This window comes from Mycobacterium florentinum (assembly GCF_010730355.1).
GTDB classification, from domain to species: domain Bacteria; phylum Actinomycetota; class Actinomycetes; order Mycobacteriales; family Mycobacteriaceae; genus Mycobacterium; species Mycobacterium florentinum.
This window is the reverse complement of record NZ_AP022576.1, coordinates 4228254-4248823: the sequence shown is the minus strand read 5'-3', so window position 1 is coordinate 4248823 and position 20570 is coordinate 4228254. Positions and strand designations below refer to the sequence as shown.

The following is a 20570-nucleotide window of genomic DNA, read 5'->3' as shown; positions in this document are numbered from 1 at the left end:
GAATCAGCCCTTGAAGCCGACGCTGAAGTCGTGGCCCCACAAGCTGATCGCGGTGCTCTCCCGGGCGATCCAATCGTCGTCCTCGACTTGTCTTCCCTCACAACCGAATTCGATATCGAATCCGCTGGGGGTCTTCATGTAGAAGGACAGCATCAGGTCGTTGACGTGGCGGCCCAGCGTCGCCGACATGGGCACCTTCTTACGCAGCGCCCGGTCCAGGCAGAGTCCGACGTCGTCGGCCTCTCCGACCTCGACCATCAGGTGCACGATGCCGCTGGGGGTCTGGCCGGGCATGAAGGCGAGGCTGTGGTGACGCGGGTTGCAGCCCAGGAACCGCAGCCAGGCCGGCGGACCGTCCGCGGGCCGGCCAACCACCTGCGGTGGCAGCCGCATCGAGTCACGCAGCTTGAAGCCCAGCACATCCCGGTAGAAGTGCAGGGTCTCTTCGTCGTCACGGGTGGTCAGGACAACGTGTCCCAGGCCCTGTTCCTCGGTGACGAATTTGTGCCCGTACGGGCTGACCACCCGGCGGTGCTCCAGAGCGGCGCCGTGGAAGACCTCCAGGCAGTTGCCCGACGGGTCGGAGAACCGGATCATCTCGTCCACCCGGCGATCGGCGAGTTCAGCGGCGGTCGCCTCCTTGTAGGGCGTGCCCTCGACGTCGAGCCGATTCCGGATCTCTTGCAGGCCAGCGGCGTTCGCGCATTCCCAGCCGGCCTCGATCAGCCGGTCCGCCTCGCCGGGCACGATCACCAGCCGAGCGGGGAAATCATCCATCCGCAGATACAGCGCACCTTCCGTCGCACCCTTGCCCTCGATCATGCCGAGGACTTTCAGCCCGTACTCGCGCCAGGCCGCGATGTCGGTGGCCTCAATGCGCAGATAGCCCAGAGAGCGAATGCTCATCGCGCGCCTCCCAGGAAATCGATGGTGAGCTTGTTGAACTCGTCGAACTTCTCCACCTGTGCCCAGTGCCCACACTGCCCGAAAACGTGTAGCTGCGCACGCGGGATGGTCTTCAGCGCGACCAGTGCGCCGTCGAGCGGGTTGACCCGGTCCTCGCGACCCCAGATCAGCAGCACCGGCTGGCGCAGCCGGTGCACCTCGCGCCACATCATGCCGAGCTCGAAATCGGCCCCGGCGAACGACATTCCCATCGCCCGCGTCGCCGTCAGCGATTCCGGCGTGCTGGCCAACTCGAAGCGCTGCTCGATCAATTCGGGGGTGATCAACTTCTGGTCGTAGACCATCACCCGCAGAAACGCCTCGAGATTCTCCCGCGTCGGTTCTGCGGAGAACTTGCCCAACCGTTTGACGCCCTCGGTCGGGTCCGGCGCGAACAGGTTCACGCTCACCCCGCCGGGGCCCATCAGCACCAGGCGCCCGGCCTGATCGGGATAGTCGAGCGCGAACCGGACCGCGGTGCCGCCGCCCAGCGAATTGCCCACCAGCGGAACACGTCCCAGGCCCAGCTGGTCGAAGAGGCCTTTGAGCGCCCGCGCCGCGTAATGGTTGAACTGCCCGTGCTCGGCCCGCTTGTCGGACAGACCGTAGCCTGGCTGATCCACCGCCAGCACATGAAATTGCTCAGCCAGCACCGGGATGTTGCGCGAGAAGTTCGTCCAACTCGCCGCACCGGGACCGCCGCCGTGCAGCAGCACGATGGTCTGGCCGTTGCCTTTAAAGGCCAAGCCGGCCTCGTGGTAGTGCAGCTTCAGCGGCCCATCCACGTCCACCTCCGCGAAGCGCGAGGTGGACTCGAACGTCAGCTCCTCGATAGCCGTCACGGCTTAGACCATGGTGTCGCCGGGCGGCAACCCGAACTCGTTGTTCCCGAAGATCTGGTAGGCCCGCTCGGGATCGTTGGCCGCGTGCACCCGGCCTGCGTGCGCGTCCCGCCAGAACCGTTGCACCGGTTGGTCATTGGCCAGCGCCGTGGCACCGGAGGCCTCGAACAGCCGGTCGATCGAAGCGATCGCACGCCCGGTGGCGCGCACCTGGTCGCGACGGGCGCGGGTGCGCAGGTCGAACGGGATCTCCTTGCCGGCCGACAGCAGCGCGTACTCGTCGGCGACGTTGCCGCTCAGCTGCCGCCATGCGGCGTCGATGTCGCTGGCCGCCTCGGCGATGCGAACCTTGGCGAACGGGTCGTCCTTGGCCTTCTCGCCGGCGAACGCCGCGCGCACCCGCTTGCCCTGGTGCTCGACGTGTGCGTCGTACGCGCCGTAGGCCATCCCGACGATCGGAGCCGAGATGGTGGTGGGATGCATTGTGCCCCAAGGCATTTTGTAGACGGCGGCGGTGTTGGTCTCATACCCGCCCGCGGTGCCGTCGTTCATCGCCTTGTAGGACAGGAACCGGTGCCGCGGCACGAAGACGTCCTTGACCACGACGGTGTTGCTGCCCGTGCCGCGCAGGCCGACGACATGCCACACGTCGTCGATGCGGTACTCGCTGCGCGGGATCAGGAAGCTGCCGAAGTCGACGGGGCGACCGTCCTTGATGACGGGTCCGCCGAGGAATGCCCAGGTGGCGTGATCGCAGCCCGAGGACCAGTTCCACGATCCGTTGACCAGATAGCCGCCGTCGGTCACCACGCCCGCGCCCATCGGGGCATACGACGACGAGACCCGGGTCTTGGGGTCCTCGCCCCAGACCTCCTCCTGGGCCAGCTGGTCGAACAGCGCCAGGTGCCAGTTGTGCACGCCGATGATCGAGCTCACCCAGCCGGTGGAACCACACGCGCTGGCGATCCGCCGCACCGCCTCATAGAACAGCGAGGGGTCGCATTGCAGACCGCCCCATTGCTCGGGCTGCAGCAGGGTGAAGAAGCCGACCTCGTCGAGTTCGGCAACGGTCTCATCGGGCAGCCGGCGCAGGTCCTCTGTCGCCTGAGCGCGCTCCCGGAACTTCGGGAGCAGATCGTCGATCCCCGCTAAGACCGACTGCGCGTCACGCTGTTGAATGGACGTCACTTAGGTTTGCCTCCTGGGCTGGACTACTCAGTGGACTTACACAGCAGACTAGAACATGTTCTGATTTGTGTCGAGCAGGGTATTCCTGCGCCTGGTAGCGATATAAATCGGGTTTTCTGTAACATGTTCTAGTTGTCAGGAAGGGAGGGCGGGTCTTGACGGAAGCAGATCTGGACGAGCCACTCGGCGACCACGTCCTGGAACTGCAGATCGCCGAGGTCGTCGCGGAGACCGACGACGCGCGCTCGCTGGTGTTCGCCGTGCCCGACGAGTCGGGCGATCCCGAGATCCCGGCGGAGCGGCTGCGCTACGCGCCGGGCCAGTTCCTGACGCTGCGGGTGCCCAGCGACCGTACCGGTTCGGTGGCACGCTGCTACTCGCTGTGCAGCTCGCCGTTCACCGACGACGCCCTGTCCGTCACGATCAAGCGAACCGCCGACGGCTACGCGTCCAACTGGCTCTGCGACAACGCAAAGCAGGGCATGCGGATCCACGTGCTGGCCCCGTCGGGCAACTTCGTCCCCAAGACGCTCGACCAGGACTTCCTGCTGCTGGCCGCGGGGAGCGGCATCACCCCGATCATGTCGATCTGCAAGTCGGCGCTCTCCGAAGGCAGCGGGCAGGTGACGCTGGTCTACGCCAACCGCGACGAAAGCTCGGTGATCTTCGCCGACGCGCTGCGCGAGCTGGCCGCCAAGTATTCCGACCGGCTCACCGTGCTGCACTGGCTGGAATCGGTGCAGGGGCTGCCGAGCGCGGCCGCGCTGGCGAAGCTGGCCGCGCCGTTCACCGACCGGCACGCCTTCATCTGTGGGCCCGGCCCGTTCATGGACGCCGCTCGCCAGGCGCTGGAGACGCTGAAAGTGCCTGCGCCGCAGGTGCATATCGAGGTGTTCAAGTCGCTGGATTCCGATCCGTTCGCCGCTGTGACGATCGAGGACGCCAAGGAGGGCGACCAGCCGCCGGCCACCGCCGTCGTCGAGCTCGACGGCGAAACCCACACCGTGTCGTGGCCGCGCAGCGCCAAACTGCTCGACGTGTTGCTCGCCAAAGGCCTCGATGCGCCGTTCTCCTGCCGGGAAGGTCACTGCGGGGCATGCGCCTGCACGCTGCGCAGCGGCAAAGTCAGCATGGAGATCAACGACGTGCTCGAGCAGCAGGATCTCGACGAGGGGCTAATTCTGGCCTGTCAATCTCACCCGGAATCTGATTCGGTAGAAGTCACTTACGACGAATAGTCGCGGAGTTGAGTTCTGCTCGGGGGTTCGATGGAAGGAAGCGCCGATGATGCGATCGGTAACGGGCTTGGCGGCCGTCGGACTAATGCTGACGTTCCTGCCCGCGCCATTGGCCGGGGCGGCGAGCAACACCGCCACGACGCTGTTCCCGCTGGACGGCCCCAACCAGCTGGAAACGCACATGTTCCTCAACTGCTTCAAATCCGACGGCCACTGCGACTTCGTCGCGGGCGCCGACACCCGCACGCCCGACGGAGTGATCGGCTTCCCGCCCGGGCTGTGGGCGCGCCAGACCACCGAGATCCGGTCGAACAACCGGATGGCCTACCTTGACGCGCACGCCAACGGGCAATATGAGCGGGTCATGAAATCCATGGGCACCGACGAGATCACCACGGTCTACTTCGGCGACGGGCCGCCGGACAAGTACCAGACCACCGGGCGCATCGACTCCACTGATTGGGGCACGGGCCAGCCCAAGACCGACGTCAACGTCATCACCTGCACGCACATCCAGGTGGTCTACAGCGGGGTCAACATCACCTCGCCGAGCACCTGCGCGGTGACGACGTTCTCGTAGCGCGCCGTAGGCCAGCCTCCACAACGTTCGGCTAACTTTGTCGACCCAGGCAGACAACGTCCTATCCGAGCGAATACTGCTCGAACTCGTTCAGATTTTTGGGAAGAGTGACTCGCATCATGAACCGCGCGAATGCCTGCCCTAGATGCTCTCGATACGGACTAGCCAGTCCCACAAAGGAATCGGCGCTCGATGCAACAAGTGCACGGTCGACGGTATATCGCTCGCGAAAATTCACTACCGACCAATCGTCAAGCACGTCCTGGGCCGGCGGCAACAGGAACTCAGCGATAGTGCGCCCGGCGATCAATTCCTTCCGGTATCCCGTTTCCCTGACCTGTTTTCCGCCTTCCTCAGCGAGCCGCCGATAGCTCTGGATCTCAGCCACTAGCAACCTGTTCTGTGCAGGCTTATCGATATCGCAAGACTAGGTGAGAATTATCGCGTCAGCTTTGCGAGACACCACGCGTGCAGGCTTGCCTTCTTCAGACTTGGCAGATTCCTCTAACACTCGAGTCGCAAGTAGGAGGGGTCCTGCGGACGAACCTCATAGGGCTCAGCGCGGTAGGCCCAGCAGCCGCTCGGCCGCCACGGTCAGCAGGATCTGCTCGGTGCCTCCGGCGATAGTCAGGCAGCGCGTGTTGAGGAAGTCGAACACCGCGCGATCGTTGTCCGCCCGGCGGTCGACGAGTCCCCCGCCCTCGGCGACGTCCATCGTGAATTCGGCCAGCGCCTGCCGGTAGCGCACACCGATGAGCTTGCGCACGCTGGATTGCGCGCCGGGGTCCTGGCCGCCCACCGCGAGCTGGGCGATGCGCTGGTCCAGCAGCGCACCCGTCTGCGCCAAGATGATCAGCCGGCCCAGCCGGTCCTGCTCGGCGACGTCGAGGTCCCTGGCCGCCAGCAGCTTGAGCAGCTCTTCCATCGGGTTGCCCAGCGCCGTCCCGCTGGCCATCGCGATCCGCTCGTTGGCCAGCGTGGTGCGGGCCAGCCGCCAGCCGTCGTTCACCGCGCCGACGACCATCTCGTCGGGCACGAAGACGTTGTCCAGGAACACCTCGTTGAACAGCGAGTCGCCGGTGATCTCGCGCAGCGGCCGGATGTCGATGCCGGGCGATTTCATGTCGACCAGGAAGTAGGTGATGCCCTTGTGCTTGGGGGCATCGGGATCGGTGCGCGCCAGGCACACCCCCCAACGCGCCTTGTGCGCCGCCGAGGTCCACACCTTCTGCCCGGTCAGCAACCAGCCGCCGTCCCCGCGCACCGCCTTGGTGCGCAGCGAGGCGAGATCCGAGCCCGCTCCCGGCTCGGAAAACAGCTGGCACCAAAGGAATTCGCCGCGTGTGGTGGCCGGCACGAACTGCTCGATCTGCTCCGGCGTGCCGTGTTCGAGGATCGTCGGCGCCGCCCACCAGCCGATCACCAGGTCGGGTCGCTCAACGCCGGCCTTGGCCAGCTCCTGGTCGATCAGCAGTTGCTCGGCCGGCGACGCGGCGCGCCCGTACGGCTTCGGCCAGTGCGGCGCCTGCAGCCCGGAATCGGCCAGGGCGACCTGCCGCTTCTCGGCAGGCAGCGCCGCGATGTCGGCAACGGTCGCGGCGAGCTCGGCGCGCTGCCCCTCGACCTCGGTGAGGTCGATGGACAGGCGGCGGCGCACCCCGTCCTGCGTCAGCTCGGTGATGCGGCGCAACCAGCGCTCGGCGCCCCCGAGGAATCGCCCGATGCCGTGGGCCCGGCGCAGGTACAGGTGCGCGTCGTGTTCCCAGGTGCAGCCGATGCCACCGAGCACCTGAATGCAGTCCTTGACGTTGGCCTTCACCGCGGTGATGGCGACACCCGCGGCCAGCGCGGCGGCGATCGAGAACTGTTGTGCCTCTTCGGAATCCACGGCGCCCGATGCGGCCCGGGCCGCATCGGCGGCGGCCACCTCGGCCTGCTCGGCGCGGCACAGCATCTCGGCGCACAGGTGCTTGATGGCCTGGAAGCTTCCGATCGGCTTGCCGAACTGCTCGCGAACCTTGGCGTAGTCGACGGCGGTGTCCAGGCACCAGCGGGTGATGCCGGCCGCTTCGGCGGCCAGCAGGGTCGCGGCCAGGTCGGCGACCCGCTGCCGCGATTCGGCGATCGGGGTCGCCGGGGCCGACGTCAGCACCACGCGCGCCAGCGGCCGGGAAAAGTCGGCGGCCTGCAACGGCTCGACCTGCACGCCGTCGCTGCCGGTGTCGACGAGGACCCACTTGTCGCCGGCGGGCAGCAGCAACAGCGCACCGTCGGCGCCGCCCAGCACGAAGTCGACGGTGCCCGATGCCCGCTGGCCGTCGAACTGCACGTCACCCTCGAGCGCCAAACCGGCGAAACGCTCACCCGAGGCGAGCGCGGCGAGCACTTCGGGCTCGGTGACAACCAGGGTGGCCAGCGCGGTGGGGGCGATCGGCCCGGGCACCAGCGCCTTGGCCGCCTCCTCGACCATCGCGCACAGGTCCTCGATGCTGCCGCCGGCCCCACCGTCATCCTCGGAGATGGTGACCCCGAACAGGCCGAGGCCGGCCAGCCGGGCGAACACCGGCCGCCAGGCGTCGGCTTTGCCCTGCTCGACCTCGCGGATCGCGACGGTCCCACCCGGGCCGGACGTCGTATTGCGGGCCCAGTCGCGGACCAACTCACGCGCCGCGAACTGTTCGTCAGTGACGGTCGCTACCACCGGGGCCCTCCGTGTGCTTGATTGAACGTGACCATTAGGGGCGCTACAGCCCACTAGAACGTGTTCTAATAGTGCCAGCGATCGACCGTCAAGTCGAACGCCATTACAGCAGGACAACTCGCTGCCCCGGCGGGATGGAGGTGGGAAATTCACAAAAGACTTGGTTATCGTTTGCGAACGAACCACCCGAAAGAGGAGCAACCCGTCAGATGTCATCAGCGAACCCCAACTCGGGCAACGTTTCTGACTCGCAACCACGCGAGGTCATGAACGTGGCAGTACTGGCCGAATCCGAGCTGGGCTCGGAGGCACAACGCGAGCGTCGCAAGCGCATCCTGGACGCCACCATGGCAATCGCGTCCAAGGGCGGCTACGAGGCAGTTCAGATGCGCGCGGTGGCAGATCGGGCGGACGTGGCGGTCGGGACGCTGTACCGGTACTTCCCCTCGAAGGTGCACTTGCTGGTATCGGCCCTGGGCCGGGAGTTCGGTCGCATCGACGCGAAAACCGACCGCTCCGCGATGGCGGGCGGCACGCCGTTCCAGCGGCTGAATTTCATGGTCGGCAAGCTCAACCGCGCGATGCAGCGCAACCCGCTGCTCACCGAGGCGATGACGCGCGCCTACGTCTTCGCCGACGCGTCGGCGGCCAGCGAGGTCGACCAGGTGGAAAAGCTGATCGACAGCATGTTCGCCCGCGCAATGAGTGACGGCGAACCGACCGAGGACCAGTACCACATCGCCCGGGTGATCTCCGACGTGTGGCTGTCGAACCTGTTGGCCTGGCTGACCCGGCGCGCCTCGGCGACCGACGTCAGCAAGCGACTCGACCTGGCCGTGCGGTTGCTGATCGGCGACCAGGAATCGACCTAGCAGGCGCCTAGACCGGCGGACCGGAGGTGCGGCCCCGGATCAGCTCGGTGTCCAGCAGCTCGACGACCGGCAGGCCGGACCGCGGCGGGTTGAGCAGTAGCTCCCCGGCCCGGTGCCCTTTGCGCAGGCTGGGCTGCGACACCGTCGTCAAACCGCGGCTGATCGCCTCGGGCACCCCGTCGAATCCGGTGACGCTCATCTGGCCAGGCACGTAAATGCCATGTGCCCGAAGGTAATCCATCGCCGACAGCGCCAAAATGTCCGCTGTGCACATCAATGCGGTGATCCGCGGATTGGCCTCCAGGGCCACCTTGGCCGCCTCGCCTCCCGACGTCGGCAGGTGCTCATAGCTCTCCACCACGGTCAGCGAGTCGGGGTCCACGCCGGCGGCCCGCATGGCGTCCCACACGCCGGCGATGCGCTCGCGCTGCACGTCGAAAGTCTGCGAGCGCAGCCGCTCGGCGTCCGCCAGGGCTTGGCGGCGCTCTCGTCCCAGCCGCATCGTCAGCAGCCCGATCTCGCGATGCCCCAGGCCCAGCATGTATTCGGCGATTTCGCGCATCGCCGCCCGGTCGTCGATGCCGACCCGCGACACCCCGGACAGGCCCTTGGGCTGGTCGACCACCACCACCGGCACCCGCCGCTGCAGCACCACCTGCAGGTAGGGATCCTCGTCGCGGACCGAATACACCACGAAGCCGTCCACCCCGGCCGCTAGCACCGCGGCCTCGCCGTCCTGGGCGCTGCGGCTGGGTCCGACGGCGACCAGCAGCAGGCCCTGCCCCTGCTCTTCGCACGATTGCGCCACACCCGTCACGAAATCGCGCGCCGCCGGGTCGCTGAAGAAATAGGTCAGCGGTTCGGCCATCAACAGCCCGACCGCACCGGCCTTGCGGGTTCGCAACGAGCGCGCCACCGGGTCGGGGCCGGCGTAGCCCAGCCGCTTGGCCGTGGCGAGCACCCGCTCGCGAAGATCGGGCGAGAGCTGATCCGGCCGGTTGAAGGCGTTCGAGATGGTGGTCCGCGAAACCTTGAGTTCGGCCGCCAACGACGCCAGAGTCGCACGCCGGCGCGGGGTGGGACTCACGTTCGCCGACGCTACCGCCATCCCTGCCCGCGCGTACGTCGCCGCGATCTGCTAGTTTCTAATGGAAACGATTTTCATTAGTATTACGAGCCTGCGGCCCGGGCAGCCACCGGAATTTCACACCCGCAGGCGACGCTGATGGGACATGAATGGGACAACTTGTCGGGAAATGTCGGCGATCCCGCTTCCTGCCGGCCCTGGCCGTCGCGTGCGTGATCGGCGCGACGGCCATCGCGGGCTGCGGGGTCGCCGGTTCCGCGCACCAGCACGGGGCGGGCGTGGTGGCCTCCACCGATGTGTGGGGCAGCGTCGCCCAGGTTGTCGCCGGACGGCATATCAACGTCAAGTGGATCCTGTCCGGCGCGACCATCGATCCACACACCTATCAGGCCAGTGCCTCGGACGCCGCCGCGATCCTGGACGCCGGATTGGTGGTCTACAACGGCGGCGGCTACGACCCCTGGGCCACGCAGGTGCTGAACGGGCACTCGAACATCAAGTCGCTGGACGCCTACTCGTTCGCCCCCAAGGCGGACAACGGAAATCCCGCCAACGAACACGTCTTCTACGACCTCGGTGTCGCCAAGACCGTCGCTAACGCCATCGCCGAACGGCTCTCGGCCATCGACGCGGACAACGCGAACGACTACCGGGCCAACGCCGCCGCATTCGGCCGCGACGCCGACGTGATCGCCGGTTCCGAACGCGGCATCGGCAACACGTTCCCCAACACCTCCGTCGTCGCGACCGAACCCGTCGCCTTCTACCTGCTGAAGGCCACCGGATTGGTGGATCGCACTCCCGAGAGTTTCATGTCGGCCAACGAAAACGGCACCGATCCCTCGCCGGCCGACATGGCGTTCGTCCTCGACCTGGTCAACCGTCACCAAGTCGCGGCGGTGCTCGTCAACCCGCAGACGGCCACGCCCGCGATCAGCGGCCTGCAGGATGCGGCACGACGTGCGGGCGTCCCCGTCACGCTGGTGACCGAGACGCTGCCCGACGGCGCCGACTACCTGACCTGGCAGCGCAACACCGTCGAGGCGCTGCAGACCGCGCTGCGATCGAGCCGGGACAATGCCCGTAATTGACCAAGCGGTCGAGGCGACCGAGCGGCAGCCACCCGCGGTGTCGCTGACCGGCGCCCGGCTGGCGTTCGGCGATCGTGTCCTGTGGGACGACCTCGACCTGTCGGTGTCGCCGGGTGAGTTCATCGCGGTGCTCGGCCCGAACGGCACCGGCAAGACCTCACTGCTCAAGGTGCTGCTCGGACAACTGCTGCTGAGCGCCGGCGCCGCACTGGTGGGCGGCAAGGAAGTCACCTCGGGCAGCGGCGACATCGGCTATGTGCCGCAACACCGTCCGATCGACCGGGACGTGATGCTGGTCGGGCGCGACCTGGTCCGGCTGGGTATCGACGGGAACCGCTGGGGCGTCATGCCGTTGCGCTCCGCCGAGCGCGGCCGCCGCCGGCTGGCCGTGCAGCAGGCGCTGGCACAGGTCAACGGCGAGCCGCTGGCCGACGTCCGCGTCGGGCTGATGTCGGGCGGGGAGTTGCAGCGGATGCGCATCGCGCAGGCCCTGGCCAGCGACCCGATGCTGCTGCTGTGCGACGAGCCGCTGCTGACTCTGGACCCGGCCAACGCCAAGCTGGTCGCCGCACTGATCGACCGCCGCCGCCGGGAGGCCAACACCACGGTCATGGTGGTGACCCACGAGATCAACACGATCCTGCCGTACGTCGACCGGGTGCTGTACCTGGTCGACGGCCGCTTCCGGATCGGCACCGTAGACCAGGTAATGAACACCGAAACGCTGTCCACGTTGTACCGCGCCGACATTCAGGTGGTGAAGGTCAATGACCGCTATGTGGTGATCGGCGAGGACAGCGGATACGCCTTATGAACAACCAGCTCTCCGACGTGCTGGATCACCTGCTCTCGTTCGACATCACCGCCCGTCTGCTGAACCACGACTTCGTCCAGCAGGCACTGCTGGCGGCGGCCCTGCTGGGACTGGTGGCCGGGCTGATCGGCCCGTTCATCGTGATGCGCCAGATGTCGTTCGCCGTGCACGGATCGAGCGAATTGTCGTTGACCGGAGCGGCATTCGCGTTACTGGTCGGGTTCCAAGTGGGCCTGGGCGCGCTGATCGGCAGCGCCGTGGCGGCCGCACTGTTCGGCGTGCTCGGCCAGCGGGCCCGGGAGCGCGATTCGGTGACCGGGGTGGTGCTGGCGTTCGGGCTGGGCCTGGCGGTGCTGTTCATCTACCTCTACCCGGGACGCACGACGACGAGCTTCGCGTTGCTCACCGGTCAGATCGTCGGGGTGGGCTACACCGGACTGGCGACGCTGGCGCTGGTTTGCCTGCTGGTCATCGGCGTGCTGGCGACGTGCTATCGGCCGCTGCTGTTCGCCACCGTCGACCCCGACGTCGCGGTGGCCCGCGGGGTTCCGGTGCGGGCGCTGGGCATTGTGTTCGCCGCGCTGGTCGGTGTGGTGGCCGCGCAGGCCGTACAGATCGTCGGTGCGCTGCTGGTGATGTCGTTGCTGATCACGCCGGCGGCCTCGGCCGCCCGGGTGGTCGCCTCGCCGGCGGCGGCCATCGTCGCCTCGGTGATCTTCGCCGAGGTCGCCGCGGTGGGCGGCATCGTGCTGTCGCTGGCGCCCGGCGTCCCGGTGTCGGTTTTCGTCGCAACGATCTCGTTTCTGATCTATCTATTTTGCTGGCTGGCGGGACGACGGCGGGAGGCCAGCACTTAAAACGACTTGCGGGTCAGCGGCTCGCGCATGGAATTGTCGATGCGCCAGGAGGAGGACCCCCGGTGGGGCTGCTCGCACGCGATGGCCGTGCAGGATTCCGTTGTCGTCGAGGCCCGGGTCTGCCTGCTCAACAAGGACACCGATTCGGCGGCCAACAACCTCCTCGACCAAATCGTCGCCAAGATTCCGCAATAAGCTAGGCAGGTGGCCGCTATCGACCTGAACGCCGACCTGGGTGAGGGCTTTGGCGTGTGGCGCCTGGGCGACGACGATGCCATGCTCGGAATCGTCACGAGCGCCAACGTCGCGTGCGGTTTCCACGCGGGAGATCCCGCCAGCCTGTTGCGGGTCTGCCGGCTGGCCGCCGAGCGTGGCGTGCGCATCGGAGCTCAAGTCAGCTATCGCGACCTGGCCGGGTTCGGCCGGCGCTTCATCGACGTCGCCGTCGAGGATCTCGTCGCCGACATCGTGTACCAGATCGGTGCGTTGCAGGCGATCGCGCACGCGGCCGGCTCGACGGTGTCTTACGTCAAACCCCATGGCGCGCTGTACAACACGATCGTGACCAATCGTGACCAGGCCGCCGCGGTCGCATCGGCGGTGTATCTGGTGGATGCTGGGCTGCCGGTGCTGGGCATGCCCGGGTCGGCGTTCTTCGACGAGGCCGCGCGCGCCGGATTGCACACCGTCGCAGAGGCATTCGCCGATCGTGCCTACCGGCCCGACGGCCAGCTGGTCTCCCGTCGCGAACCGGGCGCCGTGCTGGATGATCCGGCAGCGATCGCGCAGCGCGTGGTGACCATGGCGTCGTCCGGACAGGTCACCGCCATCGACGGCACCCAGATTTCGGTGAGCGTGGAATCGATCTGCGTGCACGGTGATTCACCCGGAGCGGTGCAGATCGCCACCGCGGTCCGCGATCAGCTCGAAGCCGCGGGCATCGACGTCAGGCCGTTCTGCTGATGCGGCTGAAACTCGGTCGCCCCGACATCGCCCACTATTCGGATCGCTTCGACATGCCGGCCGCGGAAGCCGACGGGCTCTCGGCGACCTGGATGGGTGTGGCGACACTGCTGATCGACGACGGCTCGTCGGCACTGATGACCGACGGCTACTTCTCGCGGCCCAGCCTGGCGCAGGTCGCCGCCGGCAAGCTGTCGCCGTCGGCGGTGCGCGTGGACGGCTGCCTGGCCCGGGCCAAGGTGTCGCGGCTGGCAGCCGTCATCCCGGTGCACACCCACGTCGACCACGTCATGGATTCCGCACTGGTCGCCGACCGCACCGGCGCGCAGCTGGTCGGGGGTGAGTCGGCGGCCAACGTCGGTCGCGGATACGGCCTGCCGGAGGACCGCCTGATCGTCGCGGTCCCGGGCGAACCAATTCGGTTGGGCGCCTTCGACGTAACGCTGGTTGAATCTCACCACTGTCCGCCCGACCGGTTCCCCGGCGTGATCGACACGCCACTGGTGCCGCCGGTGAAGGTGTCGGCGTATCGCTGCGGCGAGTCGTGGTCGACCCTGATCCATCACCTGCCGTCGGATCGGCGGCTGCTGATTCAGGGCAGCGCCGGCTTCGTCGAGGGCGCGCTGGCCGGACAGCGCGCCGATGCCGTCTACCTGTCCGTCGGTCAGCTGGGTCTGCGGCCGCGGTCCTACCTGCTCGACTACTGGGCGCAGACCGTGCAAGCGGTGGGGGCGCGCCGGGTGATCCTCATCCACTGGGACGACTTCTTTCGTCCGCTGTCAAAGCCGTTGCGGGCCTTGCCGTATGCGGGTGACGACCTGGACGTGTCCATCCGGGTGCTCGACGAGCTGGCCGCGCGCGACGGTGTCGCGCTGCACATGCCGACGGTGTGGCGGCGCGAAAACCCTTGGATGGTCTAGACCTTGGCGTTAACCGTCTCGCTGCTGCTGCTTGCCGTGGTCCTGGGGTTCGCCGTCGCGCGCCCGCGGGGCTGGCCAGAGGCGCTGGCCGCGGTGCCGGCCGCGCTCATCGTGATTGCGATCGGCGCGATCTCGGTCCACCAGGCGGCCCAGCAGGTCGCCGGGTTGTCGGGTGTGGTCGCGTTTCTGGGCGCGGTGCTGGTGCTGGCCAAACTGTGCGACGAGGAAGGGTTGTTCGAGGCGGCGGGCGCGGCGATCGCGCGCACACCCCGCGGCTCGCACGGTCTGCTGCGGCACGTGTTCGTCATCGCCGCCACCATCACCGCCGTCCTGAGCCTGGACGCGACCGTGGTGTTGCTGACCCCGGTGGTGCTGGCCGCGGTGCGCCGGCTACGAACTCCCTTGCGCCCCTATGCCTATGCGACGGCACACCTCGCCAACGGCGCCTCGCTGCTGCTCCCGGTGTCCAACCTGACCAACCTGCTGGCATTCCACGTCGCGAAGGTCTCCTTCACCCAGTTCACCCTGATGATGGCGCTGCCCTGGCTGGCCACGGTCGCCACGCTGTACCTGGTCTTCCGTGGCTTTTTCGCCCGCGATCTGCGCGTCGCCCCCAACCCGGAGCAACTCGGCCCGGCGCCGCGGCCCCCGGTATTCGTGTTGGTGGTCGTGGCGCTGACGCTGGCCGGGTTCGCGTTCTCCGAGCCGCTGGGGGTGGCCCCCGCGTGGGTGGCGCTGGCCGGCGCGTCGGTGCTGGCGGTGCGCAGCCTGCGCCGCCGCCACACGACGGTGGTGGAAATCCTGCGCTCGGCCCAGGTTTCGTTTCTGGTGTTCGTGCTGGCGCTGGGCGTCGTGGTGCAAGCGGTGACGCGCAACGGGATGGACCGGGTGATGTCCGCGGTGCTTCCGCACGGGTCGGGGCTGCCCGCGTTGCTTGCCATCGCCACGGTGGCCGCCGTGCTGGCCAACATCGTCAACAATCTGCCCGCAACGCTGGTGCTGTTGCCGCTGGTCGCCCCCGCCGGGCCGGTTGCGGTCCTGGCGGTGCTGATCGGGGTCAACATCGGGCCCAACCTGACCTATGTCGGTTCGCTGTCAAACCTTTTGTGGCGGCGGGTGCTTCGCCAGAACAACGTCGAGGCCGGCGTCGGCGAGTACACCCGCTTGGGGGTGTGCACGGTGCCGCCGGCCCTGGTGGTGGCGGTCGTTGCGCTGTGGGGGTCCGCGCGGCTGCTGGGCATCACCTAAACGCCGCGATCAGACATGCACTGCCGTCTTCGCCCGAAGATAAATGTGGGCGGGGACGGGCTCGGCAGCGACGACCGTGAACGGCGATGGGTCAGCTCGGTCCGGCGCAGGGTCCCGATCGAATGATCGACGCCAGCTCCTCGCGCGACTGCGCCCCAACCCGCTGGCAGGCCCGGTACACGTGGCCCTCGACGGTGCGCACCGACATCACCAGCTGCTCGGCGATGTCGCGGTTGGACAGACCGGCCACGACGAGTTCGACGACGTCGCGCTGGCGACCCGAGAGCTTGATCCCCGTCGGAGTCCGCAGCGCCGGCGTGTGCAACCCGCCACATTCATCGGCCAATTCCCGGGCCAGCGCCGCGGCATACATGCCGCGGCGATGGTGCTGGCATTCGTCGAACGCAACGGAGGCCTGCGCCGCCGCGTCGGCGGCCGCGACCCGATCACCGATCGCCCGGTAGGCCGCCGAGGCCGCGAGCAGACCCTCGCCGTCGCAAGCCAGCAGCGCCGCCACATGCGACACGACGGCGTCGCTCAGCGGCAGCGGCAACAGGTCGGCCAGCTCCCGCGCCCGTGGCGCCTGCGAGGCATCGCCCCATTGCGCCGCGGCCTGGATGCAGGCCAGTTCGTGCGTGGGCTGGCGGCGCTCGCGAGCCAGCCGGGCCGCGTCCAGTACGCACGCTACGGCCTCGGTCAAGTGGCCGTTTGCCGCCATCGCCCAGCCCTCGGCCAGGGACAGGGCGGTTTGCATGAACAGATAATCCGGGGAAACGCACGATCGTGCCGCGGCGAGAGCGTCATTGGCTTCGTCGGCTTGGCCGAGCTTGGCGTGCGCCTCGGTGAGCGCGAAATAGCTCGCGGGCCGTAAACCCGTTGTGACGGCGTGTATTTGCACCCCGGCAACGGCTTCGTGTATCAGCCGAGCCGCCTCGGCGACCGAGCCTCGGGCCAGTTCGGCGCCGGCGGACAGCGAGGCGAGATTCGCGTAGGCCAGCCCGGGGATGTCACGGGCCCCGTCGGCCAGTTGCCTTGCCGCATGTACAAATTCGCCGATTCGTCCGGTCAGCCGGCAGGCGCGGCCGTACACCGCGCCGAACCAAAACCGCATGGGAGACGCCTGAAAAGATGTCGTCGCGCGATGCAGCGCATGGTGAGCCACATCGGTCAGCTCGTCGACCTGTCCCAGCGCTCCCATCGACATGATCAACGCGACCGAGGCCATCATCGCGTGAAATCCCGGCAACTCGGGGAAAGCCAGTGCGGCACGGGCATTTTCGGCCGCAAGCTCACACCGCGCCGACACCGCGTCCACGCACGCTTGCACCGCCAGCCGCTCCGCCAGCTGCGCGGGACTCTCGGCTGCCGAGGCGAGGCCGTCGAGGATCGCGGCCGCATCCCGCGGATTGCTCAGCATCCAAATGAGGTTGGCCGCTCGCAGCGTCGCCCAGTGGTGGCTGTCCGGCACGTCGCCGTCCGCCAACTCGCGTAACGCCGCCTCTGCCGCCTCGCCGCGTCCGAGCAACGCCAGGTTCATGGCGCGCAAACCGGCCGCCCCGGGCGCGCCGGCTTGCGTGGCCGCAGTGGCGAACCGGTCGGCCAGATCCAGATCGAGCAGCGTCATGGCGTGGCGCGCCGATTCCAGGTAGAGCCCGGGATCGGGATCGAGATCCGACTCGAGACGCAGCAGTGCTCGGCGAACGGTGGCTTGCATGTCGGCGTCGCCGTCGTTGCCCAACCGCGTCGCGAGCCTGCCCCGGATTTCCGAGAGATACAGCTCGCCGGCGCTCGCGCGGCGCAGCTCGCCGAAGAGCGGGTGCGCGAGCCGGGCCGTCAGGCCGGCGGCGGTGCGTTCGACGCTCACCAGGCCCAGCCGCTCGGCGGCGGCCAGGTCGCTGCGGTCCACCAGATCGCACAGCACGCCGACGGCCAGCGGCTCACATTGCGACAGCGTGTCGACCACCATCGCCATCCCCGGGCTCAGGCGACCCATTTGGCGACCCAGCGTGTCGGACAGGCTCGCCGAGACCGCGACATCGCCGTCCCACATCCATACCCCGGCCGTCTTACGCATCCGTCCCGCGGCCACCTGATCGGCCAGCAGCTGCCGCAGGAACAGGGCGTTCCCACCGGTGAGCTTTTGGAACCGGGCCGCACTGCGCGCGTCGACCGGACCGTCCAGCTTGCTCTCGATGACCTCACGCGTCGCCGCGGCCGAGAGCGGTTCCAGATCGAGCCGTTGCAGCGGGCCGTCCTTCCACAGCGCCGTCACCGCGTCGGGTTCGTCGCTCCCGGTGCGGATTGTGACCACCAGTCGGACCCCACCCGACTGGGCCAGCTGATGGACGACGAGGGCAGACAATCCGTCCAGCAGGTGCGCGTCGTCGACCCCGACCACCACCCGGCCCCGACGCTGTTGCGCGACAAACGAATTGATCACCCGCTGGACATCGGTCAACGGATTCGACATCGCTTCGCCCAGCGAGCCGATGAACGCGCCCAGCGGTAGCGCGTGCGCCGAATCGGTGCCGACGATCCACTTCGTCCGCTCCCCCGCCGCCGCGGCGCGCCGCAGCGCCTCGTGGGCCAGCCAAGTCTTGCCCACGCCGGCGGCTCCGGCGATTACCACGCCCGAGTGATTGCCCACCGCACTGAGGGCGCGGCGAATGCTTCCCAATTCACTGTCACGCCCGGTCAGCGGCTCAGCGCCGATCACTCGGCGACTATATCCATGCATACGCATCGGGCGGGGCGCTTTGCCGACGTTTCGGTGGGCCGATGTGTAGTGGACATGTACGGGTGGCGTAGTCGACTACGCTGCCGCCGCGAGTCGGCCGCCGCCAGCATTGCTTTCGTCAGACAAACGCTCAGCAGAGGCGGTGGGCTATGGCGGGGATCGGCAATCACGCGGTGGTATTGGGAGCGAGCATGGCCGGTCTGCTGGCCGCGCGGTCGCTCAGCGAGTTCTTCGACGCGGTGACGGTGGTGGAACGCGACCCGCTGCCCGACACCGGCGTCCCGCGCCGGGGTGTGCCCCAGGGCAGGCACTTGCACGCCCTGCTGCCGCGCGGTGCGCAGGTAATCGAGGAATTCTTCCCCGGCATCCTCGACGAGCTCGTCGTCGACGGCGCGCATTACATGGACGGCCGGGACTTGTCACAGCTGCACTACAACGTGGGCGGGCATCTGCTGGCCCGCAGCGGCAGCGCCACCGGATGTACCGCCTACCTCGCCACCCGGCCTTTCCTGGAGGACCACGTCCGCGCGCGGCTGCGCACCATCGGTAACGTGACGCTGCTCGACGAGCACGACATCGTGGAATTGACCGCGACACCGGACCACCATCGCGTCACCGGGGCGCGGGTCGTCGGCCGTCGCAGCGGCGAAGAACTCACGCTGCGGGCCGATTTGGTGGTCGACGCGACCGGACGAGCCGCCCGCACGCCGACCTGGCTGGACGCACTGGGCTACGACCGCACACGCGAGGACCAGGTCATGGTGGAGCTGACCTACGTGAGCCAGTTGCTGAGCATGGCACCGGATGCGCTGCACGAACTCGGTTTCCTCGTCGGACCGGTGCCGGGCCGGCCGCGCGGGCTGGCGATTCTGCATACGGAGAACGACACCTGGGTGTTCACCGTGTTCGGGATAGCCAGTCACGGGCCACACCCCGACCTGAGGTCGATGTGCGAATTCGTCGAGGACATTGCCCCGCCCCAGCTGCTGGCCGCGGTAAAGGCAGCCAAACCCATCGGAGAGCCCACGCGGCATCGTCAGCCGTCCAGCCGGTGGCGCCGCTACGACAAGTTGCGGCGATTCCCCCAGGGCCTGCTGGTCATCGGCGACGCGATCTGCAGTTTCAACCCGATCTACGGCCAGGGCATGACGGTGGCCGCGCTCGAGGCGTTGGCGCTGCGCGACTGCTTATCCCGCGGCACAGTCAATTTGGCGCGGCGGTTCTTCCAGGCCGCGGCAATCCCGATCCGCACGGCCTGGGAACTGTCGGCCAATCCTGACCTCTGCCTGCCCGAAATCGAGGGCACCCCGCCGGTGCTCACCCGGCTGCTCAACGCGTACGTCGATCGGGTGCTCACCGCGGCCGAATACGACCCCGCCGCGCTCAATCAATTCTTCAGGGTGACCTCGCTCGTCGAACCCGCCGCTCGGCTGCTTCGCCCGGGCATGCTGTGGCGGGCTGCCCTCGCCAACCGCAGACGCCCGCGCCCCAGCGTGCAGTACGAAGCCGGACTGGTCCGCAGCGTGGCCGTCTAACCGCGGTGACAGGCCGGCGGCAACGGCATGCCGAGGTCGGCCATCACACCGCGCAGCAGCGCGGGATAGTCGGTGATGATGCCGTCGACGCCGTAGCCGATTTGGTCGCGCATCGCGCCGGTGTCGTTGACGGTCCAGGGAATAACCTTGAGCCCCAAAGCATGTGCGTGGTCGACGTACGGCTTGCCGGCGACGAGCTGGTATCGGGGAGAGACGATGTTTGCCCCCGTCATCAAAGCGCCGACCATCGCGTCGCCGACGACCGCGGCGTTGATGCCGGCCAGCCACGGCGAACCCGGCACCCAGGTCTCCTCGTTGTACAAGGCCACCAACGGAATCGACGGTTCGGCCTGGTGCACCATCGGCAGGGTGCGCCAGTCGAAGCTCTGAATCTCAACGGAAGAGACCTTGCCCGCCGACCTAACGGCCGCGAGTATGACGTCCACGAACTGTTGCGGTTCGGCCGATCTGCCCGGCTGGTCGGCCTCCACCTTGGCCTCGATGTTGTAGCGCACCGCGGCTTGATACGAGTCGGCGAGTGCGAAGACCTGCGGCAGGGTCGCTATCTTGTTGCCCCGCAGCACTTCCGCGCGCGGAAACTCGTCTAGTAAGCGCCCGCAATCCAGGGTGTGGATCTGCGCCAGGGTGAGCTCGTGCACCAGCTTGCCGACATAGGGGTATTGCGGGTCGCCCGCGAATGCCGGCCCCGTGTCGGCACATTTCTGCGCGTCGATCGTCGGGTCGTGCCATACCAGGGGTTGTCCGTCCGCGGTGATGACGATGTCGAGTTCGAGTGTGCTGACTCCGAGTTCGAGCGATTTGGCGAAGGCGCGCAGCGATTCCTCGGTGGTTTCACCGCGCCCACCGCGATGGGCCTGAAGATCGAAGGCGGGCGCTTGCGCACCGGACACCGGCAGCGGCATCAGCAACGCGACGGCGATCAGCATGGCGC

19 protein-coding genes are annotated in these 20570 nt (G+C 67.8%); 11 read left to right on the top strand and 8 right to left on the bottom strand.

Annotated elements, in window-relative coordinates:
- Positions 1-3 precede the first annotated feature (3 nt).
- From hsaC to hsaA, 3 genes are read right to left on the bottom strand one after another with little or no spacing between them, the layout of a single operon-like run.
- On the bottom strand, positions 4-906 hold the full coding sequence (hsaC, locus tag G6N55_RS20115; protein WP_085223335.1) for an iron-dependent extradiol dioxygenase HsaC: 903 nt from the start codon (positions 904-906) through the stop codon (positions 4-6).
- Positions 903-1787 (bottom strand): 4,5:9,10-diseco-3-hydroxy-5,9,17-trioxoandrosta-1(10),2-diene-4-oate hydrolase, encoded by an 885-nt coding sequence (gene hsaD, locus G6N55_RS20110; protein WP_085223333.1) that lies wholly within the window; start codon positions 1785-1787, stop codon positions 903-905. Before hsaD ends, hsaC begins: the two co-directional genes overlap by 4 nt.
- 3 nt (positions 1788-1790) lie before the next feature.
- Positions 1791-2975 carry a 3-hydroxy-9,10-secoandrosta-1,3,5(10)-triene-9,17-dione monooxygenase oxygenase subunit gene (gene hsaA, locus G6N55_RS20105; protein WP_085223331.1) on the bottom strand — a complete coding sequence of 395 codons (1185 nt, stop codon included), beginning with the start codon at positions 2973-2975 and terminating at the stop codon, positions 1791-1793.
- A gap of 155 nt (positions 2976-3130) precedes the next feature.
- Here hsaA and G6N55_RS20100 point away from each other — a divergent pair, with 155 nt between their 5' ends.
- Both G6N55_RS20100 and G6N55_RS20095 read left to right on the top strand, forming a co-directional pair.
- Positions 3131-4213, top strand: coding sequence for a ferredoxin--NADP reductase (locus tag G6N55_RS20100; protein WP_085223329.1), 1083 nt, complete (start codon positions 3131-3133; stop codon positions 4211-4213).
- 46 nt (positions 4214-4259) lie between these two features.
- Positions 4260-4793, top strand: coding sequence for a hypothetical protein (locus G6N55_RS20095; protein ID WP_085223327.1), 534 nt, complete (start codon positions 4260-4262; stop codon positions 4791-4793).
- Between the two features lie 61 nt (positions 4794-4854).
- Here the strand turns inward: G6N55_RS20095 and G6N55_RS20090 are convergent, their stop codons facing one another.
- Positions 4855-5181: a hypothetical protein gene (locus G6N55_RS20090; protein WP_085223325.1), complete on the bottom strand. Its 327-nt coding sequence runs from the start codon at positions 5179-5181 to the stop codon at positions 4855-4857.
- 168 nt (positions 5182-5349) lie between these two features.
- Positions 5350-7494 carry an acyl-CoA dehydrogenase gene (locus G6N55_RS20085; RefSeq protein ID WP_085223323.1) on the bottom strand — a complete coding sequence of 715 codons (2145 nt, stop codon included), beginning with the start codon at positions 7492-7494 and terminating at the stop codon, positions 5350-5352.
- Positions 7495-7766: 272 nt separating this feature from the next.
- Here G6N55_RS20085 and kstR point away from each other — a divergent pair, with 272 nt between their 5' ends.
- Positions 7767-8366 (top strand): cholesterol catabolism transcriptional regulator KstR, encoded by a 600-nt coding sequence (gene kstR / locus G6N55_RS20080; RefSeq protein WP_163667428.1) that lies wholly within the window; start codon positions 7767-7769, stop codon positions 8364-8366.
- Between the two features lie 7 nt (positions 8367-8373).
- On the opposite strand, the gene G6N55_RS20075 is transcribed toward kstR, so the two are convergent.
- Positions 8374-9453 carry a LacI family DNA-binding transcriptional regulator gene (locus tag G6N55_RS20075; RefSeq protein WP_085223921.1) on the bottom strand — a complete coding sequence of 360 codons (1080 nt, stop codon included), beginning with the start codon at positions 9451-9453 and terminating at the stop codon, positions 8374-8376.
- Between the two features lie 149 nt (positions 9454-9602).
- On the opposite strand from G6N55_RS20075, the gene G6N55_RS20070 reads away from it, so the two are divergent.
- From G6N55_RS20070 to G6N55_RS20040, 7 genes are read left to right on the top strand one after another with little or no spacing between them, the layout of a single operon-like run.
- On the top strand, positions 9603-10544 hold the full coding sequence (locus G6N55_RS20070; RefSeq protein ID WP_085223319.1) for a metal ABC transporter solute-binding protein, Zn/Mn family: 942 nt from the start codon (positions 9603-9605) through the stop codon (positions 10542-10544).
- Positions 10531-11358: a metal ABC transporter ATP-binding protein gene (locus tag G6N55_RS20065; RefSeq protein ID WP_085223317.1), complete on the top strand. Its 828-nt coding sequence runs from the start codon at positions 10531-10533 to the stop codon at positions 11356-11358. The genes G6N55_RS20070 and G6N55_RS20065 overlap by 14 nt, the downstream gene beginning before the upstream one ends.
- Positions 11355-12215, top strand: coding sequence for a metal ABC transporter permease (locus G6N55_RS20060; protein ID WP_085223315.1), 861 nt, complete (start codon positions 11355-11357; stop codon positions 12213-12215). The genes G6N55_RS20065 and G6N55_RS20060 overlap by 4 nt, the downstream gene beginning before the upstream one ends.
- Positions 12216-12221: 6 nt before the next feature.
- Entirely contained in the window at positions 12222-12410 is a 189-nt protein-coding gene (locus tag G6N55_RS20055; protein WP_308206490.1) for a sensor domain-containing protein, read from the top strand.
- Between the two features lie 9 nt (positions 12411-12419).
- A complete protein-coding gene (locus G6N55_RS20050) occupies positions 12420-13178 on the top strand; it encodes a LamB/YcsF family protein (RefSeq protein ID WP_085223311.1) in 759 nt (252 codons plus the stop codon).
- Positions 13178-14098 (top strand): MBL fold metallo-hydrolase, encoded by a 921-nt coding sequence (locus tag G6N55_RS20045; RefSeq protein ID WP_085223309.1) that lies wholly within the window; start codon positions 13178-13180, stop codon positions 14096-14098. Before G6N55_RS20050 ends, G6N55_RS20045 begins: the two co-directional genes overlap by 1 nt.
- A gap of 3 nt (positions 14099-14101) precedes the next feature.
- Complete coding sequence (locus tag G6N55_RS20040) at positions 14102-15346, top strand: SLC13 family permease (RefSeq protein ID WP_085223307.1); 1245 nt, start codon at positions 14102-14104, stop codon at positions 15344-15346.
- A 91-nt stretch (positions 15347-15437) separates the two neighbouring features.
- Here the strand turns inward: G6N55_RS20040 and G6N55_RS20035 are convergent, their stop codons facing one another.
- Complete coding sequence (locus G6N55_RS20035; protein ID WP_232078797.1) at positions 15438-18062, bottom strand: LuxR C-terminal-related transcriptional regulator; 2625 nt, start codon at positions 18060-18062, stop codon at positions 15438-15440.
- Positions 18063-18232: 170 nt separating this feature from the next.
- Here G6N55_RS20035 and G6N55_RS20030 point away from each other — a divergent pair, with 170 nt between their 5' ends.
- Positions 18233-19618 (top strand): FAD-dependent oxidoreductase, encoded by a 1386-nt coding sequence (locus G6N55_RS20030; protein ID WP_139826926.1) that lies wholly within the window; start codon positions 18233-18235, stop codon positions 19616-19618.
- Here the strand turns inward: G6N55_RS20030 and G6N55_RS20025 are convergent.
- Positions 19615-20565, bottom strand: a complete 951-nt coding sequence (locus G6N55_RS20025; protein WP_085223917.1) for a glycerophosphodiester phosphodiesterase — start codon at positions 20563-20565, stop codon at positions 19615-19617. The genes G6N55_RS20030 and G6N55_RS20025 overlap by 4 nt on opposite strands.
- Between the last annotated feature and the right edge of the window lie 5 nt (positions 20566-20570).

Bases quoted from the DNA above. Each gene is read 5' to 3' on its own strand.
- G6N55_RS20070 (WP_085223319.1), top strand. From the start codon at position 9,603: ATGGGACAACTTGTCGGGAAATGTCGGCGATCCCGCTTCCTGCCGGCC.
- G6N55_RS20025 (WP_085223917.1), bottom strand. From the start codon at position 20,565: ATGCTGATCGCCGTCGCGTTGCTGATGCCGCTGCCGGTGTCCGGTGCG.
- G6N55_RS20095 (WP_085223327.1), top strand. From the start codon at position 4,260: ATGATGCGATCGGTAACGGGCTTGGCGGCCGTCGGACTAATGCTGACG.
- G6N55_RS20030 (WP_139826926.1), top strand. From the start codon at position 18,233: ATGGCGGGGATCGGCAATCACGCGGTGGTATTGGGAGCGAGCATGGCC.
- G6N55_RS20065 (WP_085223317.1), top strand. From the start codon at position 10,531: ATGCCCGTAATTGACCAAGCGGTCGAGGCGACCGAGCGGCAGCCACCC.
- hsaC (WP_085223335.1), bottom strand. From the start codon at position 906: ATGAGCATTCGCTCTCTGGGCTATCTGCGCATTGAGGCCACCGACATC.
- G6N55_RS20060 (WP_085223315.1), top strand. From the start codon at position 11,355: ATGAACAACCAGCTCTCCGACGTGCTGGATCACCTGCTCTCGTTCGAC.
- G6N55_RS20045 (WP_085223309.1), top strand. From the start codon at position 13,178: ATGCGGCTGAAACTCGGTCGCCCCGACATCGCCCACTATTCGGATCGC.